Below are 25,738 nucleotides of genomic sequence, written 5' to 3'. Positions count from 1 at the left end.
TCCCGGATATTCTGGGAGCTGCCGGCCGTTGGCGTTTCCGGCAGCAGCCGCGGTGTCCGTCCATCCAAGGAGACAGAATGCCCAAGCCAGTCGCATTTGTTACGGGAGCCTCCACGGGTATCGGCTTCGAGGCGGCGAAGAAGCTCAGCAGCCATGGCTTCATCGTCTACGCCGGCGCCCGCCGCGTGGAAAGGATGGAGCCGCTGAAAGCGCTTGGCATCCAGGTCCTGGCACTGGACGTGACGGACGACGACTCGATGCGTGCCGCCGTCGGCCGTGTCCTGGAAGAGCGCGGGCGGATAGACGTTCTGGTCAACAACGCCGGCTACGGGTCCTACGGGGCGCTGGAACAGGTGGACCTGGCCGAAGGCCGCCGCCAATTTGAGGTGAACGTCTTTGGCCTTGCCAGGATGACCCAGCTGATCCTGCCGGCCATGCGGAGTGCGGGCCGGGGCAGGATCATCAACATCTCGTCCATCGGCGGAAAATTCTACGAACCCCTTGGTGCCTGGTACCACGCCACGAAGTTCGCCGTGGAGGGCATGAGCGACGCGCTGCGGCTGGAACTCAAGCCGCATGGCATCGAGGTAGCCATCATTGAACCGGCAAGTACGCTCAGCGAATGGGGCCGGATTTCCGCTGACGGGCTGTTGGCCAGCAGCGGCGAGGGGCCGTACGCTGCCCAGGCAAAGCACATGGCGGATGTCCTGGCGTCCACGGCCAGGCCGGAAACGTCAACGCAGCCAGCGGTGATCGCTGCGGCTGTACTGCACGCGGCCACGGCTGCGCGTCCCCGGACCCGGTATCCGGTGGGCAGGGGAGCGGCAGCCATTCTGGGCCTGCGGCGCGTCCTGCCGGACCGGATCTATGACGCGGTGGTCATGGCAGTCCTGAAGCGTGTTGCCGGGTAGAGGCTGCAGCGAAGGGTCAGATCCGGTATTCGATGTCGTACTCGGCCGGATCCACTGCGGGCTTGGTTTCTCGCTGGGCATCGCGATGGCGCCACTTGGCGGGCACACCGGTCACAATCGATTCCGGTGGCGCGTCCTTCACCACCACGGCGTTGGCGCCCACGGCGCTGTCCCGGCCGATGGTGATGGGTCCCAGGATCTTGGCTCCGGCACCGATGGTGACCCGGTCCTCAATGGTGGGGTGACGCTTGACCTTGGCCAGGGAGCGGCCGCCGAGTGTGACGCCGTGGTAGATCATCACGTCTTCGCCGATTTCGGCGGTCTCGCCGATGACCACACCCATACCGTGGTCGATAAAGAAGCGTCGGCCGATCGTGGCGCCGGGATGGATCTCGATTCCGGTCAGGAAGCGGCCCAGCTGCGACACCAGCCGCGCCGGGAACCGCAGCCCCGGGGTCTGCCACATCCGGTGCGTCAGCCGGTGGATCCAGATGGCGTGAAGCCCCGAATAGGCGAAAAAATTCTCAAAAGAACCTCGAGCCGCCGGGTCGTGTGACCGGGCGGCGTCGAGGTCTTCCTTCAGTCTTGCGAAAAAGCCCACAAAGTTCTTTCTACAGGAAACGGGGCGACAACGGACTGATCAGCCGCGGATGTCGTCATAGAGCACGGTGGAGATGTAACGCTCACCGAAGTCGCAGACAACCGCCACGATCAGCTTGCCGGCATTCTCCGGACGCTTGGCAAGTTCCAAGGCACCCCAGACGATGGCGCCGGAGGAGATGCCGCCGAGGATGCCTTCCTTGACGCCGAGTTCACGGGCGACGCGGACGGAATCCTCCAGGGTGGCGTCCAGGACTTCGTCGTAGACGTTGGTGTCCAGAATTTCCGGGATGAAGTTCGCACCGATGCCCTGGATCTTGTGCGGCCCGGGAGCGCCGCCGTTCAGGATGGCGGAGTCCTTCGGTTCGATGGCCACAATCTGGACCTCAGGATTGCGTTCCTTCAGGACCTGGCCGACGCCGGTGACGGTTCCGCCGGTGCCGATGCCGGCGACGAAGATGTCCACCTTGCCGTCGGTGTCGGACCAGATTTCCTCGGCGGTGGTGGTGCGGTGGATCTCAGGGTTGGCCTCGTTGGCGAACTGCTGGGCCCAGATGGAGTTCTCCGTGTTGGCCACGATCTCCTGGGCCTTTTCCACGGCGCCGCGCATGCCCTCGGAACCCGGGGTCAGCACAATTTCGGCACCGAACGCCCGCAGCATAACGCGGCGTTCGGTGGACATGGTCTCCGGCATGGTCAGAATAACTTTGTAACCGCGGGCAGCGCCCACCATGGCCAGGGCGATGCCGGTGTTGCCCGAGGTGCCTTCAACGATGGTGCCGCCGGGCTTGAGGGCGCCGGACTTCTCGGCGGCGTCAACGATGGCCACACCGATGCGGTCCTTGACGCTGTTGGCCGGGTTGTAGAACTCAAGCTTGACGGCCACAGTGGCGCCCAGACCCTCGGTGAGCCGGTTCAGGCGGACCAGCGGAGTGCCGCCGACCAACTGCGTTACATCGTCATAGATCCGTGCCATGTAGATATGCCTATCTCTCAAGAGTGAATGCTGAGGTCAGCCTAACGATGGCTGAGCGGCCGCTGCTAAGCATTAAGCCATGCAGAGTAATATTTCCTGGCCTTGGCGAGCTTCGGATTGATGATCACCTGGCAGTAACCCTGCTCGGGATACTTGGCGTAGTAGTCCTGATGGACGTCCTCCGCCACATGGAACCGTGGCAGCCGGCTGACCTCGGTCACAATCGGGTGCGGCCACAGGGCCTGGTTCCGTTCGATGGCTTCCTCGAAGAGAATCTTCTCCTCGGTGGTCTCATAGAACATGGACGAGCGGTACTGCGTGCCCACGTCGTAGCCCTGGCGGTTGAGCGTGGTGGGATCGTGCAGCGCGAAGAACATGTCCAGGATGACCTCGGCCGGGATGACGGACTCGTTGAAAGTGACCGCCACGACCTCAGCGTGGCCCGTGGTCCCGCCGCAGACGGAGTAGTAGTCCGGCTGGGGGTCATGGCCACCCGTGTACCCGGAAATCACTGATGTTACGCCCTTGGTTTTTTGGTACACAGCGTCAAGGCACCAGAAGCAGCCCCCGCCAAGAACAAAAGTTTTCATGATCTCTTCAATGGTTGAGCGCGCCGGATGATTCCCTGACCACCCTACGAGACTTTGAAAGATGCCGGGCAATCGGCCCGATGGGGTAAAACTGAGACTATGGAATCTGCAGACACCGGCGTTACAGATGCGGACAAGCATGACGGCGGCACCCTTACTGGGGAGGACGCTGCAGCGGATGGTCCGGCTGCTCCCACGCTGGGCCAGGTGCTGCTGGCGGTCGAGGAACTCTGGCCCGAATCGCTGGCCGAAAACTGGGACGAAGTTGGCCTCGTGGCCGGCCACCCGTCAGCGCCCGTTACCAGGGTGATGTTCGCCGTTGATCCCACGCTCACGGTGATCGAGGAAGCCGTGGAATGGGGTGCCGATCTCCTGATCACCCACCACCCCTTGCTCCTCAAAGGAGTCACGTCGGTGGCCGCCACCACTGCCAAAGGGCAGGCCATCCACCGTCTCATCGAGTCTGGCACCGCGCTCCTGACCGTCCACACCAACGGTGATTCCGCCGTCGGGGGCGTTTCCGACGTCCTGGCTGATGCGCTGGGACTGGAAGGCGTTGTCCCGCTGACGGTTGCCGCGAACGGCCTGCCCGAGGAAGGCATCGGACGCGTGGGTGATCTGGCTGACGTGATGAGCCTGGGCGATTTCGCGGCCAGGGTGTTCGGCATCCTGCCGTCGGTGGCCGGGGGAGTCCGCGTGTCCGGGGATAAGGATGGGCTGGTGCGGCGTATTGCGGTGTGCGGCGGCGCGGGGGATTCCCTGTTCAACGAGGTGCGGGCCAACAACGCCGACGTCTATGTCACCGCCGACCTCCGGCACCATCCGGCGTCCGAAGCCCGCGAAGCGGCAGTGAACGGCCGGCCGTACCTGATTGACGTTTCGCACTTCGCCAGCGAATGGCTGTGGCTGCCCGCCGCTGCGTCGGCACTGGGCAATGTGCTCGCCGATCAGGGCCACGACGTCGAGATCCAGGTAAGTACCACCAACAGCGATCCGTGGGACTTCATTCTGACTCCGGGCTAAGCCTGGCGTGCGAAGTCCGTCGCCGGGCCCACACCGGCGAGGGACCCACACCGAGCGCAGCGAGGTTTGGGAGCCGGTGGGGATGTAGCGAGGCAGGGGAGCAGGCCAGGCGCTAGAGTCTATACAGCGCCGATACGGTGCCCGGCTTCGGCCGGATTGGATTTAGCGGAGGTAAATAGTGGCCAAGGCAGCACCGGCGGAACAGTTGAAGTTGCTCGAACTGCAGGGGCTGGACGCAAAGCTCAAGTCCCTGTCCAACCGCCGCCGCGCCCTGGAAACCGATCCCCGGATCGAGGACCTGCAATCTGCCCTGTCCGTCGCCACCGGTGAACTCGGCTCCGCCAAGATGGCCGTCCATGACGCCGAAGCCGAGCTGAAGCGCGCAGAGGCCGACGTCGAACAGGTCGCCTCCCGCATCGAACGCGACGAAGCCCGGCTCAACAGCGGAACGGGGCTGTCGAAGGACCTCGTGGCCCTGCAGAAGGACATTGCCTCCCTCAACAAGCGTCGCTCCGACCTTGAAGACGTGGAGCTGGAAATCCTGGAACGCCTGGATTCGCTGCGCGAGCGTCAGGCTGCCCAGCAGCTCATCGTGGACAACGTCCAGGGCTCGTTCGGCGGCATCCGCGCCGAACTCGATGAAGCCCTGGCCGAAGTGGCCGCTGAAGCGACCGTTGTCCGCGGCAAGCGTGCCAAATTCGCTGAAAACCTCGACGCCGGGATGCTGGCTGTCTACGAAAAGACGCTCGCAAAGCGGGGAGTGGGCGCCGCCCGGTTGTTCCACGGGACTTCCGAAGCCTCCGGAATGAAGCTGAGCCCCGGAGACCTCGCCGAGATCAAGGCAGCCGCAGAGGACGACATTGTGTTCTGCCCGGATTCGGGTGCCATCCTGGTGCGCTCCGCCGAGTGGAACACGCCCGCCCCAACTGCCTAGTTGGGAAGGATGATGTTCAGCGCGTGCGGTTTCCGCGCTGAACCATCAACCAGCTCCGCGTCCCATTTTTCGAGCGCGGCTTTCAGCAGTTGCACCGGGGTCTGCGGGGCGTTGCCGCGGCGGGCCAGCAGGTGCCGGGCCAGCTGACCGCGGGTGTGCTTGGCGAAGTGGCTGACCACCTTGCGCACGCCGTTGACCTCCGTGAAAACGTTGACGGCCACCGTCTGAGCCGGCGGCGGGGCCCATGCCGCGGTATAGGTGCTGGAGCGGCAGTCCACGAGCAGATGTCCGGATGCCGACTCCGCGAGGGCCTCCGAAAGCTGCGGCTTCCAGAACGAGGCGAGGCGGCCGACGTCGGGCAGTGCCGTTCCCATCGACAGCCGGTAGGCAGGCACGCGGTCGGCGAAGCGGATGGCACCCCACAGTGCCGAGATCACCAACACCGAAACATCGGCCTTCCGGCGCTGCGCAGGCGTCAGGGTTTTGTAGCCTAGGGCGTCGTACAGAACGCCCGAATAGATCTGGTGCGCCGGGGCCGCCGGTTCGGCGTGGAGCCGGGTGTTACGTTCGACGTCGTCCTGCAGCGATGCGCCGACGCCCAGCAGCGCGAGGGCATCCTCATGTGCGCTCACCGTGCCCAGCGCCTCCAGGACCTTGGCCCGGTAGGTGTTGAGTTCGGGAAAGCTCAGTGACGGCCAGTCGACGGCGGACCCGCGGACTGCGGGGGTCTTGCCTTCGGAGGGGGGAAGCAGAATCAGCACCGTACGATCCTACCGGCGACGGCAGTGCCCCCTTCCGGCGGTAGACTGGGCTCCGGATGGGTTGACCAGGCGGCCGCGCGTCACGCAAGTGGCTCGAGGAACGTCCGGGCTCCGCAGGGCAGGGTGGTGGGTAACGCCCACTCGGGGTAACCCGCAGGCCAGTGCCACAGAGAACAGACCGCCTGCGTTTTCCGGTGACGGACGGCAGCAGGTAAGGGTGAAACGGTGGTGTAAGAGACCACCAGCTTCCCGGGTGACCGGGAAGGCTAGGTAAACCCCACCCGGAGCAAGGCCAGACAGGACACGTTTGAGGGCTGCCCGCCCGAGTGTCCGGGTAGGCCGCTGGAGGGCGTCGGCAACGGCGTCCGTAGATGGATGGCCGCTACTCCCGCGCTGGTAACGGCACGGGAGCACAGAACCCGGCGTATCGGTCAACCCATCCAACACCCCAGCCGGGCACGGAGCCGCCCCGTATGTGAGTGATTTCACGCTGGTGGCGGCTGTCCGCGGGTCTGCTCCAGCCTAGAATGGAGAGCGAACGTAGAAGTTCTGCCGCCGGGTCTGCGTTCGCAGCCGGTGGCTTTTCTTTGCGCTTCTCCACGGCACCCGGGATGGACCGCATCCTGCCGGTGCCAGAGCCCCTGGACAACATCAGGTGGCCGCCAACCGCGTACGACGACGTATGCGGCTGAACCGAGGAAGGTAGTTCTGTGAGCCAGACGTCAGATTCTTGTCTTGATACGTGGATGGGCCGGGAGGCTCTCGCTGAGGCCATGATTCCGGTGATTGGCCGGCTGTACCGCGAGAACAACGTGGTGACCAGCATTCACGGCCGTAGCCTGATCAACAAGTCCACCATGAACATCCTCAAGGCGCACCGTTTCGCCCGCCGCATGAGCAACACCGAGCTCCTGCTCGAAGAGACCGCACCGCTGCTGAACATCCTGGCTCAGCTGGAGCTTGGTGCGGCGGCCATCGACGTCGCCCGCCTGGCGGAGAAGTTCAAGGCAGAAGGCGACGGCGCCACCCTGGAAGAGTTCCTCCGTGCTGAGCTTGCCGAGGTAGTGGGAAAGCGCGGGGGCGATGACCGCACCAGCACCGACGTTGTGCTGTACGGCTTTGGCCGGATCGGCCGCCTGCTCGCGCGCCTCCTCATCGAAAAGGCAGGCGGCGGCCACGGCCTGCGCCTGCGTGCCATCGTGGTGCGCCGCGGCTCGGACAAGGACCTCACCAAGCGCGCCAGCCTGCTGCGCCGCGACTCGGTCCACGGCTCCTTCGAAGGAACCATCCGTGTGGACGAGGACGCCAACACCATCACCGCCAACGGTGTCCAGGTCCAGGTCATCTACTCGGATAACCCCGCCACGATCGACTACACCGCCTACGGCATCCACAACGCCCTGGTGGTGGACAACACGGGCCGCTGGCGCGACGCCGAGGGCCTGTCCCAGCACCTGCAGAGCAAGGGCGTTTCCCGCGTTCTCCTCACCGCACCGGGCAAGGGCGAACTCAAAAACATTGTGCACGGCATCAACCACGGCACCATCGAGGACACAGACCAGATCGTGTCTGCAGCTTCCTGCACCACCAACGCCATCACCCCGGTGCTGAAGGCCATCAACGACAAGTTCGGTGTGATCCACGGCCACGTGGAGACCGTCCACTCGTTCACCAACGACCAGAACCTGATCGATAACTTCCACAAGGGCGACCGCCGCGGCCGCTCCGCCGCACTGAACATGGTGATCACCGAAACCGGCGCCGCCAAGGCCGTGGCGAAGGCACTGCCCGAGCTGCTGGGCAAGCTGACCGGCAGCTCCATCCGTGTCCCCACCCCTGACGTCTCCCTGGCCATCCTGAACCTCAGCCTGGAGAACGGAACCACCAAGGACGAGGTCAACAACTACCTCCGCGAGATGTCGCTGCACTCGGACCTGCGCAAACAGATCGACTATATCGACTCACCTGACGTTGTTTCCATGGACTTCGTTGGCTCCCGCCGTGCCGGCATCGTTGATGGCCTGGCCACGATCTCCAACGACAAGAACCTGGTTCTCTACGTCTGGTACGACAACGAATTCGGCTACAGCTGCCAGGTGGTCCGGGTTATGGAAGAGATGGCCGGCGTCAACCCGCCGTCCTTCCCCGCCAAGGAACCCGCTGCTGCCTTGGCCGCAATCGCCGTCTAGGCTCGTCTGCCGGGCTGGCTGCCCGACATTCCCGGCTGATTCGCTGGAATCAGCCGGGAATCGGGACCACACTGGTGGCATGGATAACGAAACTCTCCACGAGACCACCCTTGAACACGCCCTCGACGTCGCCAAGGCCAACCATAAAGAAGCCATCAGGCTCCTGGAGCAGGCGCGAGCGTCCCGGGCTTCCGGCGACGTCGGCGCGGACCGGGTGCGCCAGCTCGAAGGGCTCCACCAGGTTGCCGAAGAGGATCTGCGCCGCGTAGCCCGGGAGCAGTAGCCGGTCTTGCCAGTAGGCGGCGTACCCGCGCCACTCTTCCTCCCCATTGTGGATAACCGCCTGGGTGTCAGTGGGGTGGCCTAGGCTCTTCTGGTGCATCACATTTCCAGAAGGGCTGGTTGCCCGTGACCGTCAGCTGGCGTGCCTACCGCGGTGCCCGCCGCCGCTCGAGGCAGGCCTGGGCCCTCCTGGCCGTGCTGGCACTGTCTGCAGTGGGCGCCGCGGGGTGGTTTTTCACCGCGGGCCAGTTCGCAGCGGCAGAACCAGCAATCGCTGGGCCCAGCGAGGCGCCTGTTTTCGACGGGACCTGGATGAAACCCGTGGTCCCCGTGCACGCTGTACCGCAGGGGAGTGCCCTGGACGCCCTCGAGCGGCTTGCCGTCAAGGGACGGGCCCCCAAGGACAACTACCAGCGGGAGGCCTTCGGGCAGGCCTGGCTGGACGTCGACCGGAACGGCTGCGACACCCGCAACGACATCCTCCGCAGGGACCTCACGGCTGTGGGCTTCACAGAGGGGTCCAAATGCAAGGTAGTGTCAGGGTCCATCCATGAGCCGTACACGGGGAAAGCCGTGGAGTTCCGGCGTGGCCCTGAAAGCAGCAAGGAAATCCAGATCGACCACGTCGTGGCGCTCGGAGACGCGTGGCAGAAAGGCGCACAGGGGCTGACCCCGCAGCAGCGCCAGAGCCTGGCCAACGATCCCATAAACCTCATCGCCGCGGACGGTCCCGCCAACCAGCAGAAGAGCGCAAGCGACGCCGCCACCTGGCTGCCGAAGAACAAGAACATCCGCTGCCATTACGTGGCCCGCCAGATCTCGGTGAAGGCATCCTATGGACTGTGGGTCACGCAGCCGGAGAAGGATGCGATGAAGCGCGTCCTGGACTCCTGCCCGGACCAGCCAACCATTACCGCGAGGTAATGCGTTGGCTCAGTGGCCGAACGGGTCCGGATCCACGCCGGGCATCCAGGTCAGGCCGGGCACGCCCCAGCCGCTCCTCTTGGCCAGTTTCATGGCCTTCCGTGCATAGCGGTCAATCAGACGGTTGACGTAGAGCTTTCCGTCGAGGTGGTCGTATTCGTGCTGGATGACCCGTGCGAACCAGCCGGTCGCTTCGAACTCCACCGGCTGCCCATGGCCGTTAAATCCTTCCACCCGCGCCCACTCCGCACGCTTGAGCGGGTAAGCGCCGCCGGGGAAGGAGAGGCAGCCCTCTTCCTCTTCCTCGGGGTCCGGCAGCGCGCCAGAGATCTTGGACAGGGTCAGCTCCGGGTTTACCAGGACCCCGATGGGCGGAGCGCCGTCGTCATTGGCGTACTTGTACACAAAGATTCTTTTGCCCACACCAACCTGCGGCGCCGCCAGGCCCACGCCGTTGGCGGCCTCGTTGGTTTCAAACATATCCGCGATCAGGGTGCGCAGTTCGTCGTCGAAAACCTCCACCTCGGCGGCGCGGCGGTGCAGCACCGGTTCACCCCAGACGGTGATTGGCAGAACTGTCATGTCAGGCGGCCCTTCGTGCGTGCGGCGTGGCGCCGGCGGTTATGCAAAAAAAATGAAGGCCGTACCGGATATCCGGTACGGCCTCCAAGTGGACGGCTTTTACTGCCGCCCTATGAGGGTGAGCTACGGGGGTTGAACCCGCGACCTCCTGGACCACAACCAGGCGCTCTGCCAACTGAGCTAAGCCCACCATGTGCCCCACAGATTTCCCGGCGGTCCGGTGCTCTGGAAAGGCAACTCAAATAGCTTACCTGCTGTTTGAGGGTGCTTGCGCCACTTTTGGGGTTTTTGCGAAAATTTCCGCCAAACGTGGGGCAGATTACTCTTTCGGAATACCTGCTGTGCCCGGCGAGGCAGTGATGCGCTGGGCGACTTCGCGGGCCGTGACGCTGTCAGGCCCAGGAGCCGGAACGAAAACCGCCTCGCGGTAGTAACGGAGCTCGTCGATGGAATCCTGGATGTCACCCAGGGCGCGGTGGCCGCCCTTCTTGGCGGGGGACTGGAAGTAAGCCCGGGCGAACCAGCGTCGGGAGAGTTCCTTGATGGTGCTCACGTCGATCACGCGGTAATGCAAGTGCTCCACAACGGCCGGCATGTCACGGGATAGGAAGACGCGGTCGGTCCCCACGGAGTTGCCGCCCAGCGGTGCCTTGCGCGGGTCCGGCACCCACTTTTCGATGTATTCCATCACGGCGGCTTCGGCCTCGGCCATGGTCTTGCCGTGCGGCAGTTCCTTGAGCAGCCCGGACCGGGTGTGCATGTCCCTCACGAAGTCGTTCATCTGGGCGAGGGCAGTGTCCTCGGGCTTGATCACCACGTCCACACCGTCGCCGAGAATGTTGAGCTCTGAGTCCGTCACCAGCGCCGCCACCTCGATCAGGGCGTCGTTCTTGATGTCCAGGCCGGTCATTTCGCAGTCGATCCAGACGATGCGTTCGTTAGATATAGGCACCGGACCAGCCTACCGTTTAGCTCCGGCGTAACCGTCCGATGCTAGGATTTCGGGTACATGGGGGCGAGGATTTTGCCGCTGTGCTGTGCCTGCGCGGCCCGGGCGGCCACCGCCGCCCGCGGGACTGAAGCGCCGAGTGTAAAGAGATTGGACGATCCTGAGATGACGGCGCCTTTGCCTGCAACGGGGGATATGGCCGCCAGCGTGATCCCGGAGCCCGCTGCGGCACAAGTGGATAACGCCAGGTCCCCCATCCTTGCCGGTCTTGTCGGCTCGGTCCTTATGGTGTTCGGATCCCTCGGCGTCGGCTGGCTGGCCCCAGTTTCCGAACTCCGCCGCGTACCGATCTTTATCTGGATGCGGACGGAGGCCATCGGTGTTGCCCTGGCCATCGTGCTGGTTGCGGTAGGCGGCATGCTCCTGGTCCGCTCCTGGCTGAGGCTCGGCCAGCGGGTCCGCGTGTGGGGGCCGGCGGCGCGAAAGGCCACGCTGCAGGCCATCGCAGCATGGGGCCTGCCGTTGATGTTCACCGTCCCGCTGTTCAGCCGCGACGTGTATGCCTACATTGGCCAGGGCAGGCTGATGGTGGAGGGGTTCAACCCCTACGAGAACGGCATCTCGGCGCTGTCCAACTATTTCCAGCTTGGCGCTGACAAACAGTGGACTGAAGCTCCCGTGCCGTACGGCCAGCTGTTCCTATGGATTGAACAGTTTGTGGTGTGGTCCACCAACGTCCAGCCCGAGGCCAGCGTGATGCTTTTCAGGCTCGTTGCGCTGTTTGGTGTGGTCCTCTGCGTCATCTACGTGCCAAAGCTGGCAGAGCTTCACGGAGTCAATCCGCACCGCGCCTTGTGGCTCACCGCGGCCAACCCCCTGTTCCTCACCAACTTCATCGCCAGTGTCCACAACGATGCCCTCATGATCGGGTTAGCCCTTGCCGGACTGTACTACGCGGCCACCAGACGCGTGGTGCTGGGCATAGTCCTCGTCACCCTTTCCATCGCCGTCAAGCCCATCACCATCGTTTTCCTGCCGTTCATCGGCCTGATCTGGGCAGGCAAGAACGCAGGCTGGCCGCGGAAATTCCTGTTCTGGGGACTGACGGGAGGGCTGAGCCTGGCCATTCTGTATGGCCTGAGCCTAGTCAATGGTTTCGGTTTCGGCTGGATCAACGGGCTGTCAGCCCCTGGCAGCCTCTTCATCTGGTACGCGCCGGTGGGCCTGGTGGGGCTGGTGGTCGCTTCCGTTTCGAATGCCTTCGGCCTCGACGGGTGGACGCTCGCAGACTGGGTGTTCGACGCCGGCAAAATACTTGCGGTAGGCATCGTCGCCTTCCAGATCTTCAAGGGTGAGCATGAGCGGCTGATCCGCCGCCTCACCTTGGGCTTTGCGGCCATTGTGGTGCTGGCGCCGATGATCCAGGCCTGGTACGTGGTGTGGCTCATCCCGCTGTTCGCGGTGACAGGCATCCGCAATGACTGGCAGGTCAAGGCCCTGTATTTCATCGTGTCGTTCTTCATGATCTACGCCATTTCTGACCAGCTGGAGGTATTTCCCTACCTCCAGACCGAGGACCTGGGACTTGCCCTGGTGCTGGCCCGCTTCGCGGCGGCGATTACCGGCCTGCTTTTTGCCATGTACCTGATCTTCATGGATCCAGACACCAAAAGGCTTTTCCGGAAGTCGGCCGAACCGGTGACCGAACGCCCCGTTATCTAGTCTCCGCAGGCGCGGTTATCCGGCGCCGGTGATTCCCGCCGTCGTGCCCTGTTCCAGATGCCGCAAGGCTTCCTTCCGGGACAGCGGACTCAACCGCGTGCCCTTTTCCACTAGGAAATCGTGTACCCACTCCGGGTCCGTTTTGGCGTATTCACGAAGCGCCCAGCCAATGGCCTTCCGGATGAAAAACTCCGGGTCCGCCAGGTTCGGCTCAATGACAGCCCGTAGCAGGTCCTGATCCGTGCTGGCCTTGGCCTTCAACTGCGAGGTGATGGCCGATCGCCGGATCCAGAAGTCCTGGTCTATACTCCAGGCCAGCAGGAGTTCGGTCATCATGGGCCGGCGGGCCTGAAGAAGCCCGCCGATACGATACGACACCCCATCCACGAAATCCCACCATGCGCCGGTGCGGATGATCTCCTCATAGATCGGGAGCATCAGCTGGTCACGGGCCACCAACCGGAGGCTCGTCAGGTCAATGGCCGCATAGCGTTCCTCGCGGACTGTGGAGCCGCGCCAGAGTTCAAGCACCGTGGCCCGCAACTGGCCCGCCGACGTCAAGGGATGGGCGGCGGCAGCGGCCAGCGCCAGCCGCCTGACTTCCGGGACCCTGACGCCAAGTGACGGAAGGGCGGACTTCATGTACGCCTGCGCTCCGGCGGCCCGCACCGGGTCCGTCCGCTCCCGCAGCGCCGCGCGGACGGCATCCAGCAACTCGCGGTTCGGAGCCTCCGTGACCGCACCTTCCGTGACCGGTGCGTCCGTGTCCAGCGATTCGTCATTCGGCGACATTCGGTCCATGGTGCAACTTTAGCGAGGTGACGGCGGCGTGAAGGCCGGCCGGTCCGTCCTCAGCGGGACGGCTCTAGAGTGAGACCAGACAAACTGCACGTTCCCTTGGACCGTGCCACCCGACGTCGGAGGTTCCCTGCATGTCCATGATCAAGACTCCCGAGCAGATTGCGCTCATGGGCGAAGCCGGGCGGGTGGTGGCCAATACGCTGGCGGCGGTGCGTGAGGCGGCCGGAGTGGGTGTCACCCTGCGTGACCTCGATGCGCTGGCCGCCGAGACGATTGCCACAGCGGGAGCCACACCGGCCTTCCTGAACTACCACCCGCGCTGGGCCTCAGTTCCGTTTCCCGGCGTGATCTGCACCAGTGTGAACGACGCTGTGGTCCACGGAATCCCCGACGGATACGAGCTCCAGGACGGTGATCTGCTCAGCGTTGATTGCGGGGCATTCCTGGAGGGCTGGTGCGGCGATGCGGCCGTCAGTTTCATTGTGGGAACACCGGATCCTGTGGACCAGGCCCTCATTGATGCCACGGATGCCGCCCTGGCCCGTGGGATCGAGGCAGCCCGGATCGGCAACAAAATGGGCGATCTTGCCTACGCGATCGGCGGCGCCGCGCGCCGGGCGGGCTACGGTCTGCTGGCTGACCACGGCGGCCACGGGATCGGCCGCACCATGCACGCCGAACCGCCGGTGCCCAACGACGGCAGGCCGGGACGGGGGATCAAGCTCACCGAGGGGCTGGTCATCGCCATCGAGCCCATGCTGATCCTGGGCAGCAAGGACGACTACTACCAGGACGACGACGGATGGACGCTGCGTTCCGCCAACGGCCGCCGGGCTGCCCACAGCGAACACACAGTGGCCATCACTGCCGATGGCCCGCTGATCCTTACGCTCCCTTAGGTCCGGTGAGGCTCAGGCGCACCACGGCCCGCCCTGGGACGGCGCTGCTGACTACGGTGAACCCGGCGCGCAGGAAGAGGTTAAGCGTGCCGTGGTAAAGGTCTGCGGGTCCCGCTTTGGGCCGCTGCTCGCGGTCCACCGGGTAGCCTTCCACAACGTTGGCACCATTGAGCCGGGCATGCTCGACGGCGGCGCGCAGCAGCGCGGCTGCCACGCCGCTCCGGCGGTGGCCGGCGGCGACCACGAAGCAGGTCACTGACCACACCCAGCCGGACGCATCCGGTGATGCTGTTTCGGAATCGGGCGGCCCTGGTTCCTCAGCCAGCCGCAGCCTGCGGGAGCGAAGCACTCGGGGATAACAGGTCCGGGGCTCCACGGCACACCAGCCCACGGGCTGACCGTCGACGAAGGCGAGGACGCCGGGGGCTGGGGAGCCGCCGTCGAACTTTTCCTTCAACTGTGCCTTGCGGGCGGCCGGCTCCAGCGCGGAGTACTCCGGACCCGTGAGGGCAAAGAACCGGCACCAGCAGCGGGACGGCTCACCGGGCCGGCTGAACAAGCGCTCGACGCCGTTCCACTGCGCCGCGGCCGTCGTCAGGCCGGGGACGTGCCCGTCAGTCATTCTGGTCAGGCCACCGACTCGGCTCTGCTCGGGTGTGCCACTTCGGTGCTGCGCCGGAGTATGACCTGGCCGGTTATCCGGGGCGAACCGGCATCGTCGGCGGACGGTCCGGCTGCCCTGCTGGCGGCCTGCCGTCCGATCTCCTCCAAGGGAAGGTGCACCGTGGAGAGGGCCGGCCGGAAATCGCGCAGAGTCTCAATATCGTCGAAACCGGCAACGGCGGCGTCGCGCGGGATCCGCAGTCCCTGGGAGCGCAGCGCGGCGGCGGCCCCGATGGCCATAACATCGTTGACTGCAAAGATGCAGAGCCGTTTTGTCTCGGTCCCGGGTTGGGACGCTGTGATCCGTGCAGCCAGGGCGAGGCCGGCCTCGAAGCCGCCCGCACGGGTGAAGTCCGTGCGGATGACGTCCGCGGCAGGGAGGCCGGCGCCGGCAAGGCCGCGCTGGAACCCACGGATCCGGTCGTCGGAGGTGAACAGCCCTTCCGGGCCGCCGACGATGACGAAGTCTCCTTCCCGCGACGCGGCCAGCTCAGTTGCGAGCTGCGCGGCCAGCTCCTCATTGGGAACACTCACCACGTGGTAGCCGTCCGCTGCCGCGGCCCCCACAATCCCGTGGCCGATCACGCCCACGCGGCCGCCATTGCGGCAGTAGCGGTCCAGTTCCGCAGCGAGTTCGGTGTTGCCTTCCAGGTCCTCGGTGCGGGAGGTCCGTGATCCTGCGATCACGATGGAATCGGCGCGGCGTGCGGCGAAGGCAGCCACGGCCTCCTTCTCACTGTCCGGAGCGCCCTCGGTGGTGGCCAGCAGCACCATCTTGTGCTGTTCCCTCGCGGCATCCTGGACGCCGCGGGCAATGGCTGCGAAGTACGGATCGGCAATGTCATGCACGATCAGCCCGATCAGCCCGGAGCTGGACTTCGCCAGCCCCTGCGCCTGGGCGTTGGGAATGTAGCCGAGGGATTCGGCGGCCTGGCGCACCCGGTCCGCAATATCCTTGCCGGGTATCCGGGCGGAGCCGTTCAGCACGCGGGAGGCGGTGGCCGGCGACACGCCCGCCAGCCGGGCCACCTCGGTGAGGGTACTTGCAGCCACAACTTCTCCCGTTCGTACAGACTTTCAGCGCCGTTAGCGCCGCTTTCAGTATGGCAGTCTGAGGATACTTTGGGAAAGCGCTTGCCAACCCGAAGGGGAGAGGTGCATGATGAACGGAGTGGGAATGCGCTTTCCCAGTACCGTTTGAGTAACACTACTCACTCACCGTGGAGGACACATGGGCTTCGAAACAAAGACGATCCGTATCGCCATGAACGGCATTACCGGCCGGATGGGTTACCGCCAGCACCTGCTGCGTTCCATCCTTCCCATCCGCGACGCCGGGGGCTTCACGCTGGAGGACGGCACCAAGGTCCAGGTGGAGCCGATCCTGGTCGGCCGCAATGAAGCGAAGATCCGCGAGCTGGCAGAACTGCACAAGGTGGCCGAATGGACCACGGACCTTGATTCCGTGATCAACGACCCGTCAGTGGACATCATCTTTGATGCCTCCATGACCAGCCTCCGAGCCGCCACCCTGAAGAAGGCCATGCTCGCCGGCAAGCACATTTTCACCGAGAAGCCCACGGCAGAATCCCTCGAAGAGGCCATCGAGCTGGCCCGCATCGGCAAGGAGGCCGGCGTTACTGCCGGTGTTGTGCACGACAAGCTGTACCTGCCGGGCCTGGTCAAGCTGCGCCGCCTGGTGGACGAAGGCTTCTTCGGCCGCATCCTGTCAATCCGCGGCGAGTTTGGCTACTGGGTCTTCGAGGGCGACGTGCAGGCAGCGCAGCGCCCGTCATGGAACTACCGCAAGGAAGACGGCGGCGGCATGACCACGGACATGTTCTGCCACTGGAACTACGTCCTCGAAGGCATCATCGGCAAGGTCAAGAGCGTCAACGCAAAGACCGCCACCCACATCCCGGCCCGCTGGGACGAGGCAGGCAAGGAGTACAAGGCCACCGCCGACGACGCCTCCTACGGCATCTTCGAACTCGAAACGCCGGCGGGCGAGCCGGTCATCGGCCAGATCAACTCCTCCTGGGCTGTCCGCGTCTACCGCGACGAACTCGTGGAATTCCAGATCGACGGCACGCACGGTTCCGCCGTTGCGGGCCTGAACAAGTGCGTCGCCCAGCAGCGCGCCCACACCCCCAAGCCGGTCTGGAACCCTGACCTGCCCGTCACCGAATCCTTCCGTAGCCAGTGGCAGGAAGTCCCCGCCAGCGCCGAGCTGGACAACGGCTTCAAGCTGCAGTGGGAGGAATTCCTCCGCGATGTCGTGGCGGGCCGGGAGCACCGCTTCGGCCTGCTGTCCGCCGCCCGCGGTGTCCAGCTCGCCGAGCTGGGCCTGCAGTCCAACGACGAACGCCGCACCATCGACATCCCGGAGATCACGCTCTGATGACTTCCCTGATCCTTCCCACCCACGACGGCGGCACCCGCGAGTACCGCCTCCAGGGCGGCGTGTCGTGGGCCCGCCCCACCGCCCCGCTCACGTCTCGGCGTGCCTACGCCGCCGCACATGTCATTCCCGAGGTCCTGGCCGACAACACGCCAGGTGCCCCGGCCAGCCTCGACTGGGACGCCACCATGGCGTACCGGCACGAACTCTGGTCCTACGGCCTGGGTGTTGCGGACGCCATGGACACAGCCCAGCGCGGAATGGGCCTGGACTGGGCCGCAACCCAGCAGCTCATCAAGCGCACCGGTGTGGAGGCCGCATCGGTGGTGACCGCCGGTGGCCCCGCTAGCGTCGGGAAAACTGTGCGCGATCTCGTCTCGTGCGGCGCCGGCACCGACCAGCTGGACCTCGCCACACTGCCCACCGGCAACGCGGGACTCGCCGCTGTCCTGGACGCCTACCGCGAGCAGATCGCCGTCGTCAGTGAAGCCGGACCCAAGATCATCCTCATGGCTTCACGGGCGCTGGCCCGCGTGGCCAACGGTCCGGACGACTACCTGCACGTCTATTCGACGCTGCTGCAGGAAGTGGACCAGCCCGTCATTCTGCACTGGCTCGGAACCATGTTCGATCCCGCGCTGGCCGGATACTGGGGTTCGGACGACGTCGCTGCCGCGACCGAGACGTTCCTGTCCCTGGTCCGCCAGCATGCCGCCAAGGTGGACGGCGTGAAGGTGTCCCTGCTGGACGCTTCGCATGAGGTTGCCCTGCGCGCCGCCCTGCCGGAAGGCGTCCGCCTCTACACCGGCGACGACTTCAACTACCCGGAACTGATCGACGGCGACGGCAGCCACCACTCGGACGCGCTGCTGGGCATCTTCGCGGCGATCTACCCTGCCGCATCGGTTGCACTGCAAAACTACGACGCTGGCAAGGCTGAGGAAGCGCGCGCCATCCTGGACTCCACCCGCGAGCTCGGCAAGCACATCTTCAGCGCCCCCACGTTCTACTACAAGACCGGGATCGCCTTTATGTCCTGGCTCAACGGCAGGCAGCCCGGCTTCCAGATGGTGGGCGGCCTGCACTCCGGCCGCTCCGTCTGCCACCTGGCCAAGACCTTCGAACTGGCCGACCAGGCAGGGCTGCTGAAGGACCCGGCGCTCGCCGCATTCCGGATGTCATACTACCTGCGCATCAACGGAGTGGGAGTATGACATCTAATTCAGAACCGTCCCCGTTTCTACGGCTTTCCCTGAACAGCGCCACCACCAAGAAGCTGACGCTTGCCGAAGTGGTTGATGGCTGTGTCCGCGCCGGAATCCCCGCGATCGCCCCGTGGCGCGACCGGGTTAAAGAAGCGGGGCTGGACAAGGCCGCCAAGCTGATCAAGGACGCCGGCCTCCGGGTCTCCTCCCTGTGCCGCGGCGGCTTCCTGACAGCGCCCGACGCCGAAGGCCAGGCCGCCGCACTCGCGGACAACCGCGCGGCCGTCCTCGAAGCTGCGGCGCTGGACACCCGGGAACTCTTCCTGGTGGTCGGCGGGCTGGCGCCCGGGGAGAAGGACGTGCTGGCAGCCCGCCAGCGCGTCGCCGACCGCCTCGCCGATCTTGTCCCGTTCGCCTCGGAGAACGGCATCCGGTTGGTGCTCGAACCCCTGCACCCCATGTACGCAGCGGACCGCGCCGTCATTTCGACCCTGGGCCAGGCCCTGGATCTTGCGGCCCCGTTCGACACGAAGGATGTTGGCGTCGCCGTCGACACCTTCCACGTGTGGTGGGATCCGGAGCTGAAGGCGCAGATTGAACGCGCCGGCCGGGAAGACCGCATCGCCTCCTACCAGGTGTGCGACTTCAACATGCCCATAGCGGCCGATCCGCTGCTGTCGCGCGGATACATGGGCGACGGCGTCATTGACTTCGCCACCATCGGCACCTGGGTCAGGGATGCCGGGTACACCGGCGACATAGAAGTCGAAATCTTCAATCAGGAGATCTGGGACTTGGACGGCAACATCGTCCTTTCCAAGGTCAAGGAGCGCTACGCGGAGCTGGTGCTTCCGTACGCCTGAGAAACGGCAATTTCACACCAGTCACACAACGAGAAGCACCCCCGGTCCGAGGACCGGGGGTGTTTTCGCTGACCGGCGCATCCGTATAACGATGGCCCGATTCATCACGATGGTGCCCCAGGAGGGAATCGAACCCCCGACCGGCGGATTAGAAGGCCGCTGCTCTATCCCCTGAGCTACTGGGGCACGTGGCGCCACGACCGTAGATCCGGCGCATCAAAAGTCTACATTGCCCCGACGCGCAGCAGCGTCAGCGTCGCGCGCTGCCGGTACTTCTCCTCAACAAGGCAGTTTCGGGAAGGGTTGTGCACATACGCGAAGTTGTCCCTCGCGGCCCGGTCCTGTCCGCGCGAAGCTGGTTCTGCCGCTAAGGCGCTACCTTTCGAGACAGGACATGATGATGACTGACTACCAAACATTCCGGGGCTTCGTTGCCACGGATATCAAGACCTCCACGACTCCGGGCGGCGTTGGCACCGCCTCGTTCCGCCTCGGTTCAACGGCGCGGCGTTTTGACCGGGCTACCAGTACCTGGGTGGATAGCCACACCAATTGGTTCAACGTCCAGGGCTACCGTCAGCTGGCCGGGAACATGGCCTGCAGCATCAAAAAGGGCCAGTGCGTCATCGTCGTTGGCCGGCTCAAGCTGCGCAGCTGGGAGAAAGACGGCCGGGTCTACCATTCGGCCGAAATCGATGCGGATTCCGTGGGTCACGACCTCAAGCGTGGTTCGGCCAACTACATCCGTACCAGCGACACCGGACTGCACCTCGTCTCAGACAACGGCGCGGCAGGGCAGGAGGCGTCAGCGGACGGCAGCGGCGTCGGCCCCGCTGATCCTGACGAGGACGGCGGAGACCCGGAAGACGGGGAGCACACGGATGACGACGCTGCAGCGTTGGGAGTCTTCCACGAGGATGCAGACGGCAACCACATTCCGGTGGACGCTGAAACAGGCGAGCTCGCCGGAGCCACCGTCTGAAAGTGCTGGCGTTGGATACCGCACGGGACGCGGGCGGGCCCGGTGCCGGCAGCCCGGCCGCGCCGGGACCGTTCCGTCCCAGGCTTGGCCGCGTGGCAGAATGGCGGCATGAATCGCGCGACGGACAACCGGCAGGCAACCCCCATCACCAGCCGGACCACCCCATCCCGTCGGCTTGGGCCGTCTGCGGGACGGGCGCCCGCGGCGCTCGCCGGAAGCCTCCTGATGGTTCTTGCGCTTGCAGCCTGCGCCGGCGGATCCCCAACGGCGACCGGCACGGGCGCTGCCACGCCCGGCGAAGTGGCAACCCCCTCGGAGCTGGCAACCACGGGCTCCACCCAGCCGGCCGCCACGTCCCCGGCGGAGGATCCGGCCATCGTGGCGATGAAACAGACTGTGACGGATGCGCTGGGGAAGCTGGCGGCGGGGACACCAAAGCCAGCCACAGCCCAGGTGACAGATGCCCTGACCGGCGCAGGGATTTCCCCGCCGGCGCTCGAAGTGTCGGCGAGCCGGACGCCTACCGGGCTGGAAGCTGATGCCATTGAGGCCGCTGTGTTGCAGGGCACGGACTGCGTGGTGGGACAGGTCCGCGATGGTACGGTCACCGTTATCGTTCTGCCGGTCCTCGCCAGCGGCAAGTGCTTCGTGGGGGCGGCTGCCTGACGCCTCGAATGTGAGTTAAGCCCGCCAACCCACTAGATTTGGAACCATGGCGGAATTTATCTACACAATGACCAATGCCCGCAAGGCAGTTGGCGAAAAACTCATTCTTGACAACGTAAGCATGTCGTTCTTCCCGGGCGCCAAAATCGGTGTTGTTGGCCCGAACGGTGCCGGTAAGTCCACCATCCTGAAGATCATGGCCGGCCTGGACATCCCCTCCAACGGTGAGGCCCGGCTCAGCCCCGGCTACACCGTGGGGATCCTGTTGCAGGAACCGCCACTGAACGAGGAAAAGACTGTCCTGGGCAACGTCCAGGAAGGCGTTGGCGAGATCTACGGCAAGATCCAGCGCTTCAACGAGATCTCCGAGGAAATGGCCAGCCCCGACGCTGACTTCGACGTTCTGCTCGAAGAAATGGGTCAGCTGCAGGAGGCCATTGACGCCGCGGAGGCTTGGGATCTCGACTCCCAGCTTGAGCAGGCCATGGACGCCCTCCGCTGCCCGCCCGCGGACGCGGACGTGACACTGCTCTCCGGCGGTGAGCGCCGCCGCGTGGCCCTCTGCAAGCTCCTGCTGCAGAAGCCCGACCTCCTGCTCCTGGACGAGCCCACCAACCACCTGGACGCCGAGAGCGTGCTGTGGCTGGAACAGCACCTCTCCAGCTACGCCGGCGCAGTCCTAGCCGTCACCCACGACCGGTACTTCCTTGACCACGTCGCGGAATGGATCGCCGAGGTTGACCGCGGCCACCTGTACCCCTACGAAGGCAACTACTCCACGTACCTGGAGAAGAAGCGTGCCCGCCTGGAAGTCCAAGGCAAGAAGGACGCCAAGCAGGCCAAGCGCCTCACCGAGGAACTCGAGTGGGTGCGCTCCAACGCCAAGGGCCGCCAGACCAAGTCCAAGGCCCGTCTGGCCCGCTACGAGGAGATGGCAGCCGAGGCTGACCGCACCCGCAAGCTTGATTTCGAAGAGATCCAGATTCCGCCGGGCCCGCGCCTGGGCGGCCTGGTCCTGGAAGCCAGGAACCTGCAGAAGGGCTTCGACGACCGCACCCTGATCGACGGCCTGTCCTTCACGCTTCCCCGCAACGGCATCGTCGGCGTCATCGGCCCCAACGGCGTGGGCAAATCCACGCTGTTCAAAACCATCATTGGCCTGGAGCCGCTCGACGGCGGCGAGCTGAAGATCGGCGATTCGGTCAAGATCTCCTACGCTGACCAGAGCCGCGGCGGCATCGACCCGAACAAGACCCTGTGGGAAGTTGTTTCCGACGGCCTCGATTACATCCAGGTGGGCCAGGTCGAAATGCCGTCCCGCGCCTACGTTGCCGCTTTCGGCTTCAAGGGCCCGGACCAGCAGAAGAAGGCCGGTGTGCTCTCCGGTGGTGAGCGCAATCGCCTCAACCTTGCGCTGACCCTCAAACAGGGCGGTAACCTGCTGCTCCTTGACGAACCCACTAATGACCTCGACGTGGAGACCCTCAGCAGCCTTGAAAACGCGCTGCTGGAGTTCCCCGGCTGCGCCGTGGTGGTATCGCACGACCGCTGGTTCCTGGACCGGGTGGCCACGCACATCCTGGCCTACGAAGGCGACGAGGAAAACCCCGCCAAGTGGTACTGGTTCGAGGGCAACTTCGAATCCTACGAGGAGAACAAGGTAGAGCGGCTCGGACCCGATGCGGCCAAGCCGCACCGCGTTACGCACCGCCGCCTCACCCGCGACTGATCGCAAAGAAAGGCCGGCACCCCGTCAAGGGTGCCGGCCTTTCTGCTGCCTGCCGGAAGAATGCCAGCCGGCTCAGTCAGTCCCGCCCAGCGTCAGTTCCGGCCGGCCTTGCGGATCTGGTGCTCCAGGACTTTGGACTGGAACGCGCCAACTACTTTGTTTTTCAGGTCGGTGGGAACCCGGACCATGCCCTCCTGCGCCACCGAGGCAACGTGCTGCCCGGCCCGGTTGAAGATTTTGCCCGTGGCGAGTCCGCGGGCTCCCTGGGCGCTGGGGGATTCCTGGACGTAGAGCAGCCATTCGTCCACGCGGGCGGGACGGTGCCACCACATGGCGTGGTCGAGGCTGGCGACGCTCATGCCGGGCGTGATCCAGCTCAGCCCGTGGCGGCGCAGGATGGATTCCAGCAGCGTGTAGTCGCTAGCGTAGGCCAGGGCGGCCCGGTGCAGGTTTGAATCATTGGGCATGGGCCCGAACGTCTTCATCCAGACGGCGTTCCGGGCCTCCTTCTTGCCTTTGGCCGAAACGTAGAGCGGCGGGTCAACGTGCCGGATATCAAAGGGCCGCTCGTAAGCCCAGTGCTGGGCTATGGGGTGGTCGAACTTGCCCAGCAGGTCGGCCGTGCTGGGCAGCGACTCAGGATCGGGAATGCCGGCGGGCATCTTGGATTCGTGGTCGAGGCCTTCGTCCAGGTCCTGGAAGGACGCGATCATCGAAAGGATGGGCACCCCTTCCTGATAGGCATGGACACGCCTCGCCGAAAAGGACCGGCCGTCACGCAGGCGCTGGACACCGAACGTGATGGGCTTGTTGGCGTCGCCGGGCCGGAGGAAATAGCCATGCATGGAATGGACAAACCGTTCCGCGTCCACCGTCCTCATGGAAGCGACCAGCGACTGGGCCAGCACCTGGCCGCCGAACACACGCTGCCGGGGCTGCTGCTGCGACGGGCCAAGGAAGATATCCTCATCCGTCCGGGCTCCCTCAAGCTCACCAAGGTCAAGGAGCTGGATGAGCGTTTCGGTGGGGTCGCCGCTGGGTGGCGCCAGCAGTCCGGTTTCGGCTTCAGTCATGGATTGACTCTAGACGTCGCCCCGCCGCTGCTCAACCAAGCTTCAGCCGGTAGTGTTCTTAATGTGTCTGACCTACTTACGAAGTCCTTCCGGTTCGCCGATCCGCGTGATCTCGCCGATCTGCGAACATTCACCACCCGTGCCAAGACGGTCGACGACGGCGCCATCCGGCTTCAGGCCGCAGGGTCCGTTCTCGCGGCCTACGTGTGCATTCTGCGGCCCCGCCTGCTGGGCGAATCCACCCCCACCATCTTGGGCCTGCGCACCATGGCGCTGGCGGAACCTTCCGTGATTGACGTGACGGTACCGCTCTCAGCCGTCCTTGACCGGCTTGCCAGGGCAGGGGAGGACGACGTCGAGCTGCCGGTTCCGCCGTCCACCGTCACCGAATCGTGGACAGGCGTCGGCGCACCGCGCACCGGCTGGGAACTAGTGGGTGCGTTGTCGGATGCCGAACTCCGGCGCGCGGCCGAAGCCGGCATTACCGAAGTGGCGGGCATCATGCCCGCCCAGCCGGGGGCGCTGATCGTCAACAACGCACGCGCCGCTGTGTGGGGCAGGGCCCTTGATGACTCCGGCCTTCCGGCAGGAGCCGCCTTCGCGGCCCTCACCCTGGGATTCCTCGCAGACGCGGACCAGAAGCTGTACCGGGCGGGGCGTTGGTTCCGCCTCAGTGGTCCACGCGGCCACGTCCTGGCACGCACCGGCAGCGGCCTCTAAAACCCGGCCAGCCGCCGTCGTACTCGCCCATGCGCTAAGCCCGAAGGCCGCGTCAGGCCTCCGACGGGCTGTTCACCATGGACAACGCGGCACGGTCCATGTAGTCCCAGAGCGTTCCCTCGTACAAGGGAGGCAGTTCCAGGGCGTCGACGGCCGTCCTCATGTGGAACAGCCAGCGGTCCTTGGCTTCCGGCGTGACCCGGAACGGTATGTGGCGCATCCGCAGGCGAGGGTGCCCGCGTTCCTCGCCGTACGTGGTGGGGCCGCCCCAGTACTGCTCCAGGAACATCAGGAACCGCCGTTTGGCCGGTTCGAGGTCCTCCTCCGGGTACATCGGGCGCAACAGCGGGTCCGTGGCTACGCCATCGTAAAAGACGTCGATCAGCTTGACGAACGTCTCGTGTCCGCCCACGGCATCGAAGAAGTTGTCCGTGTAGCCGGGCTGGCTGAAGGGATCGTTCTGCATAAGCCGACGTGGCTGCTGCGGCTCGGCGGGTGTGGTCATGTCTCTATTCTCCGGCCTTTTGCTCGGTCTTTTTCGCCTCGGTGGCGGGCGCACTCAGGGCAGTGTCCGGCCCGGCGACCGGCACGTCCGGCACCGGCACGTAGTTGCCCTGCGAACGGTTGCCGACGCGAAGGATCTCGCCATTGCGGAGGTACCAGATTGCGCCGTCCTCCGAACGGACCCGGGTGATGCGCAGCCCCATGGACTCCACCACACCCACTACTTCGCTGGTTTCGATGACGTCGCCGATCCCGTACTGGTCTTCGATGGTGATGAAGATCCCGGCGAGGAAGTCACGGATCAGCTGCTGCGCGCCAAAACCGATGGCGATACCCAGGATTCCCACGCTGGTCAGCAGCGGGGCGATGTTGATGTCCAGGTTCTGCAGCACGTACATGGTGGTGATCACGGCCACCAGAACTCCGACGATGCTGTTGAGCAGGGAACCAATGGTTTCCGCCCGCTGCACGCGGCGCTCGTGATCCAGGGCCCGCAGGGCGGGGGCAACCCACTTGAAGTGCGGTTTCTTGAAGAAATTGGTACCCGACGCCACGCGCTTGCTGATCCGGGAAATTACGAAGGTGGCCACCAGCCATATCGCGATTCCGACGCCAAGGCTGATCACAATGCCCGTAATGCTGACGCCGCTTGGCTGCGAGGTGAGGGGCGGGGGTGTAAGCGACATCGTGCTGAACATAGAGGTAAAACTCCTTGGGGGGTCACCGGCGGCGGCCGGGGGGATGACGTCGGCCCATGCACAGGTTCGCCCGCGGCATAAGGCTCTGTTC

The 25,738-nt window shown here is 65.0% G+C and carries 27 protein-coding genes, 2 tRNA genes and 1 other RNA gene; 16 read left to right on the top strand and 14 right to left on the bottom strand.

Going from position 1 to position 25,738, the window contains the following annotated elements:
- Window positions 1-77 precede the first annotated feature (77 nt).
- Window positions 78-911 (top strand): oxidoreductase, encoded by an 834-nt coding sequence (locus NG701_RS07255; protein ID WP_252565793.1) that lies wholly within the window; start codon window positions 78-80, stop codon window positions 909-911.
- A gap of 16 nt (window positions 912-927) precedes the next feature.
- Here NG701_RS07255 and epsC read toward each other — a convergent pair whose 3' ends face one another.
- The 3 genes from epsC to msrA all read right to left on the bottom strand — a co-directional run bounded on the left by epsC (window position 928) and on the right by msrA (window position 3,077).
- A complete protein-coding gene (epsC, locus tag NG701_RS07250; RefSeq protein ID WP_058932136.1) occupies window positions 928-1,512 on the bottom strand; it encodes a serine O-acetyltransferase EpsC in 585 nt (194 codons plus the stop codon).
- Window positions 1,513-1,551: 39 nt separating this feature from the next.
- Window positions 1,552-2,487 (bottom strand): cysteine synthase A, encoded by a 936-nt coding sequence (gene cysK / locus NG701_RS07245; protein ID WP_185263766.1) that lies wholly within the window; start codon window positions 2,485-2,487, stop codon window positions 1,552-1,554.
- Window positions 2,488-2,552: 65 nt separating this feature from the next.
- The gene (msrA, locus tag NG701_RS07240) at window positions 2,553-3,077 is read right to left on the bottom strand and encodes a peptide-methionine (S)-S-oxide reductase MsrA (RefSeq protein WP_252565790.1); all 525 of its coding nucleotides are present in this window, start codon (window positions 3,075-3,077) and stop codon (window positions 2,553-2,555) included.
- Window positions 3,078-3,176: 99 nt separating this feature from the next.
- Here msrA and NG701_RS07235 point away from each other — a divergent pair, with 99 nt between their 5' ends.
- A complete protein-coding gene (locus NG701_RS07235; protein WP_252565787.1) occupies window positions 3,177-4,100 on the top strand; it encodes a Nif3-like dinuclear metal center hexameric protein in 924 nt (307 codons plus the stop codon).
- 178 nt (window positions 4,101-4,278) lie between these two features.
- A complete protein-coding gene (locus tag NG701_RS07230; RefSeq protein WP_252565784.1) occupies window positions 4,279-5,034 on the top strand; it encodes a zinc ribbon domain-containing protein in 756 nt (251 codons plus the stop codon).
- Here the strand turns inward: NG701_RS07230 and NG701_RS07225 are convergent.
- The gene (locus tag NG701_RS07225; RefSeq protein WP_252565781.1) at window positions 5,031-5,795 is read right to left on the bottom strand and encodes a YaaA family protein; all 765 of its coding nucleotides are present in this window, start codon (window positions 5,793-5,795) and stop codon (window positions 5,031-5,033) included. The genes NG701_RS07230 and NG701_RS07225 overlap by 4 nt on opposite strands.
- 57 nt (window positions 5,796-5,852) lie before the next feature.
- Between NG701_RS07225 and rnpB the strand changes: the two genes are divergently transcribed.
- The 4 genes from rnpB (at window position 5,853) to NG701_RS07205 (ending at window position 9,190) form a co-directional block, all read left to right on the top strand.
- An RNA gene (gene rnpB / locus NG701_RS07220) (RNase P RNA component class A) lies at window positions 5,853-6,238 on the top strand.
- 267 nt (window positions 6,239-6,505) lie between these two features.
- The gene (locus tag NG701_RS07215) at window positions 6,506-7,984 is read left to right on the top strand and encodes a glyceraldehyde-3-phosphate dehydrogenase (RefSeq protein WP_308291987.1); all 1,479 of its coding nucleotides are present in this window, start codon (window positions 6,506-6,508) and stop codon (window positions 7,982-7,984) included.
- Between the two features lie 79 nt (window positions 7,985-8,063).
- Window positions 8,064-8,267, top strand: coding sequence for a hypothetical protein (locus NG701_RS07210; protein ID WP_252565779.1), 204 nt, complete (start codon window positions 8,064-8,066; stop codon window positions 8,265-8,267).
- Window positions 8,268-8,392: 125 nt separating this feature from the next.
- Window positions 8,393-9,190 carry an HNH endonuclease family protein gene (locus tag NG701_RS07205; RefSeq protein WP_252565777.1) on the top strand — a complete coding sequence of 266 codons (798 nt, stop codon included), beginning with the start codon at window positions 8,393-8,395 and terminating at the stop codon, window positions 9,188-9,190.
- Window positions 9,191-9,199: 9 nt separating this feature from the next.
- Here the strand turns inward: NG701_RS07205 and def are convergent, their stop codons facing one another.
- From def to orn, 3 genes are all read right to left on the bottom strand, one after another.
- The gene (gene def, locus NG701_RS07200; RefSeq protein ID WP_252565774.1) at window positions 9,200-9,772 is read right to left on the bottom strand and encodes a peptide deformylase; all 573 of its coding nucleotides are present in this window, start codon (window positions 9,770-9,772) and stop codon (window positions 9,200-9,202) included.
- Window positions 9,773-9,889: 117 nt separating this feature from the next.
- A tRNA-His gene (locus NG701_RS07195) sits at window positions 9,890-9,962 on the bottom strand.
- A gap of 129 nt (window positions 9,963-10,091) precedes the next feature.
- Window positions 10,092-10,724: an oligoribonuclease gene (gene orn, locus NG701_RS07190; protein ID WP_308291986.1), complete on the bottom strand. Its 633-nt coding sequence runs from the start codon at window positions 10,722-10,724 to the stop codon at window positions 10,092-10,094.
- A 162-nt stretch (window positions 10,725-10,886) separates the two neighbouring features.
- Between orn and mptB the strand changes: the two genes are divergently transcribed.
- Window positions 10,887-12,443: a polyprenol phosphomannose-dependent alpha 1,6 mannosyltransferase MptB gene (mptB, locus tag NG701_RS07185; protein ID WP_252565771.1), complete on the top strand. Its 1,557-nt coding sequence runs from the start codon at window positions 10,887-10,889 to the stop codon at window positions 12,441-12,443.
- A 15-nt stretch (window positions 12,444-12,458) separates the two neighbouring features.
- On the opposite strand, the gene NG701_RS07180 is transcribed toward mptB, so the two are convergent.
- The gene (locus NG701_RS07180) at window positions 12,459-13,235 is read right to left on the bottom strand and encodes a DNA alkylation repair protein (RefSeq protein WP_252566142.1); all 777 of its coding nucleotides are present in this window, start codon (window positions 13,233-13,235) and stop codon (window positions 12,459-12,461) included.
- Between the two features lie 140 nt (window positions 13,236-13,375).
- On the opposite strand from NG701_RS07180, the gene map reads away from it, so the two are divergent.
- Window positions 13,376-14,143 carry a type I methionyl aminopeptidase gene (map, locus tag NG701_RS07175; protein WP_252565768.1) on the top strand — a complete coding sequence of 256 codons (768 nt, stop codon included), beginning with the start codon at window positions 13,376-13,378 and terminating at the stop codon, window positions 14,141-14,143.
- On the opposite strand, the gene NG701_RS07170 is transcribed toward map, so the two are convergent.
- Together NG701_RS07170 and NG701_RS07165 are read right to left on the bottom strand one after the other, a co-directional pair.
- Window positions 14,130-14,765 (bottom strand): GNAT family N-acetyltransferase, encoded by a 636-nt coding sequence (locus tag NG701_RS07170; RefSeq protein ID WP_252565765.1) that lies wholly within the window; start codon window positions 14,763-14,765, stop codon window positions 14,130-14,132. The genes map and NG701_RS07170 overlap by 14 nt on opposite strands.
- Before the next feature lie 5 nt (window positions 14,766-14,770).
- Entirely contained in the window at window positions 14,771-15,859 is a 1,089-nt protein-coding gene (locus NG701_RS07165) for a LacI family DNA-binding transcriptional regulator (protein WP_252565763.1), read from the bottom strand.
- Between the two features lie 178 nt (window positions 15,860-16,037).
- On the opposite strand from NG701_RS07165, the gene NG701_RS07160 reads away from it, so the two are divergent.
- From NG701_RS07160 to NG701_RS07150, 3 genes are read left to right on the top strand one after another with little or no spacing between them, the layout of a single operon-like run.
- Window positions 16,038-17,207 (top strand): Gfo/Idh/MocA family protein, encoded by a 1,170-nt coding sequence (locus NG701_RS07160; protein ID WP_252565760.1) that lies wholly within the window; start codon window positions 16,038-16,040, stop codon window positions 17,205-17,207.
- A complete protein-coding gene (locus NG701_RS07155) occupies window positions 17,207-18,421 on the top strand; it encodes a dihydrodipicolinate synthase family protein (RefSeq protein WP_252565757.1) in 1,215 nt (404 codons plus the stop codon). The genes NG701_RS07160 and NG701_RS07155 overlap by 1 nt, the downstream gene beginning before the upstream one ends.
- Window positions 18,418-19,275 (top strand): sugar phosphate isomerase/epimerase family protein, encoded by an 858-nt coding sequence (locus NG701_RS07150; protein WP_252565756.1) that lies wholly within the window; start codon window positions 18,418-18,420, stop codon window positions 19,273-19,275. The genes NG701_RS07155 and NG701_RS07150 overlap by 4 nt, the downstream gene beginning before the upstream one ends.
- Before the next feature lie 110 nt (window positions 19,276-19,385).
- Here the strand turns inward: NG701_RS07150 and NG701_RS07145 are convergent.
- Window positions 19,386-19,461, bottom strand: a tRNA-Arg gene (locus NG701_RS07145).
- Between the two features lie 214 nt (window positions 19,462-19,675).
- Here NG701_RS07145 and NG701_RS07140 point away from each other — a divergent pair.
- The 3 genes from NG701_RS07140 to ettA all read left to right on the top strand — a co-directional run bounded on the left by NG701_RS07140 (window position 19,676) and on the right by ettA (window position 22,652).
- Window positions 19,676-20,257, top strand: a complete 582-nt coding sequence (locus tag NG701_RS07140; protein WP_252565754.1) for a single-stranded DNA-binding protein — start codon at window positions 19,676-19,678, stop codon at window positions 20,255-20,257.
- A gap of 108 nt (window positions 20,258-20,365) precedes the next feature.
- A complete protein-coding gene (locus NG701_RS07135; RefSeq protein WP_252565751.1) occupies window positions 20,366-20,923 on the top strand; it encodes a DUF6993 domain-containing protein in 558 nt (185 codons plus the stop codon).
- A gap of 46 nt (window positions 20,924-20,969) precedes the next feature.
- Window positions 20,970-22,652, top strand: coding sequence for an energy-dependent translational throttle protein EttA (ettA, locus tag NG701_RS07130; RefSeq protein WP_058932192.1), 1,683 nt, complete (start codon window positions 20,970-20,972; stop codon window positions 22,650-22,652).
- Window positions 22,653-22,744: 92 nt separating this feature from the next.
- Here the strand turns inward: ettA and NG701_RS07125 are convergent, their stop codons facing one another.
- Complete coding sequence (locus NG701_RS07125; RefSeq protein ID WP_252565749.1) at window positions 22,745-23,725, bottom strand: acyl-CoA thioesterase; 981 nt, start codon at window positions 23,723-23,725, stop codon at window positions 22,745-22,747.
- Between the two features lie 63 nt (window positions 23,726-23,788).
- Between NG701_RS07125 and NG701_RS07120 the strand changes: the two genes are divergently transcribed.
- A complete protein-coding gene (locus NG701_RS07120) occupies window positions 23,789-24,445 on the top strand; it encodes a DUF8185 domain-containing protein (protein ID WP_252565746.1) in 657 nt (218 codons plus the stop codon).
- Between the two features lie 52 nt (window positions 24,446-24,497).
- Here NG701_RS07120 and NG701_RS07115 read toward each other — a convergent pair whose 3' ends face one another.
- Window positions 24,498-24,950: a globin gene (locus NG701_RS07115; protein WP_305884419.1), complete on the bottom strand. Its 453-nt coding sequence runs from the start codon at window positions 24,948-24,950 to the stop codon at window positions 24,498-24,500.
- Window positions 24,951-24,954: 4 nt separating this feature from the next.
- Entirely contained in the window at window positions 24,955-25,647 is a 693-nt protein-coding gene (locus NG701_RS07110) for a mechanosensitive ion channel family protein (RefSeq protein WP_252565743.1), read from the bottom strand.
- Window positions 25,648-25,738 lie beyond the last annotated feature (91 nt).

It is taken from the genome of Pseudarthrobacter cellobiosi (assembly GCF_023913815.1).
Taxonomy (GTDB): domain Bacteria; phylum Actinomycetota; class Actinomycetes; order Actinomycetales; family Micrococcaceae; genus Arthrobacter; species Arthrobacter cellobiosi.
The sequence above is the reverse complement of the archived record's forward strand: the minus strand, read 5'-3'. Positions and strand labels throughout refer to the sequence as shown.

Excerpts from the sequence above, each read along its gene's own strand:
- NG701_RS07255 (WP_252565793.1), top strand. The coding sequence starts at position 78 with ATGCCCAAGCCAGTCGCATTTGTTACGGGAGCCTCCACGGGTATCGGC.
- cysK (WP_185263766.1), bottom strand. The coding sequence starts at position 2,487 with ATGGCACGGATCTATGACGATGTAACGCAGTTGGTCGGCGGCACTCCG.
- msrA (WP_252565790.1), bottom strand. The coding sequence starts at position 3,077 with ATGAAAACTTTTGTTCTTGGCGGGGGCTGCTTCTGGTGCCTTGACGCT.
- NG701_RS07235 (WP_252565787.1), top strand. The coding sequence starts at position 3,177 with ATGGAATCTGCAGACACCGGCGTTACAGATGCGGACAAGCATGACGGC.
- NG701_RS07210 (WP_252565779.1), top strand. The coding sequence starts at position 8,064 with ATGGATAACGAAACTCTCCACGAGACCACCCTTGAACACGCCCTCGAC.
- def (WP_252565774.1), bottom strand. The coding sequence starts at position 9,772 with ATGACAGTTCTGCCAATCACCGTCTGGGGTGAACCGGTGCTGCACCGC.
- mptB (WP_252565771.1), top strand. The coding sequence starts at position 10,887 with ATGACGGCGCCTTTGCCTGCAACGGGGGATATGGCCGCCAGCGTGATC.
- NG701_RS07180 (WP_252566142.1), bottom strand. The coding sequence starts at position 13,235 with ATGTCGCCGAATGACGAATCGCTGGACACGGACGCACCGGTCACGGAA.
- map (WP_252565768.1), top strand. The coding sequence starts at position 13,376 with ATGTCCATGATCAAGACTCCCGAGCAGATTGCGCTCATGGGCGAAGCC.
- NG701_RS07170 (WP_252565765.1), bottom strand. The coding sequence starts at position 14,765 with ATGACTGACGGGCACGTCCCCGGCCTGACGACGGCCGCGGCGCAGTGG.
- NG701_RS07160 (WP_252565760.1), top strand. The coding sequence starts at position 16,038 with ATGGGCTTCGAAACAAAGACGATCCGTATCGCCATGAACGGCATTACC.
- NG701_RS07155 (WP_252565757.1), top strand. The coding sequence starts at position 17,207 with ATGACTTCCCTGATCCTTCCCACCCACGACGGCGGCACCCGCGAGTAC.
- NG701_RS07150 (WP_252565756.1), top strand. The coding sequence starts at position 18,418 with ATGACATCTAATTCAGAACCGTCCCCGTTTCTACGGCTTTCCCTGAAC.
- NG701_RS07140 (WP_252565754.1), top strand. The coding sequence starts at position 19,676 with ATGACTGACTACCAAACATTCCGGGGCTTCGTTGCCACGGATATCAAG.
- NG701_RS07135 (WP_252565751.1), top strand. The coding sequence starts at position 20,366 with ATGAATCGCGCGACGGACAACCGGCAGGCAACCCCCATCACCAGCCGG.
- ettA (WP_058932192.1), top strand. The coding sequence starts at position 20,970 with ATGGCGGAATTTATCTACACAATGACCAATGCCCGCAAGGCAGTTGGC.
- NG701_RS07125 (WP_252565749.1), bottom strand. The coding sequence starts at position 23,725 with ATGACTGAAGCCGAAACCGGACTGCTGGCGCCACCCAGCGGCGACCCC.
- NG701_RS07115 (WP_305884419.1), bottom strand. The coding sequence starts at position 24,950 with ATGACCACACCCGCCGAGCCGCAGCAGCCACGTCGGCTTATGCAGAAC.
- NG701_RS07110 (WP_252565743.1), bottom strand. The coding sequence starts at position 25,647 with ATGTTCAGCACGATGTCGCTTACACCCCCGCCCCTCACCTCGCAGCCA.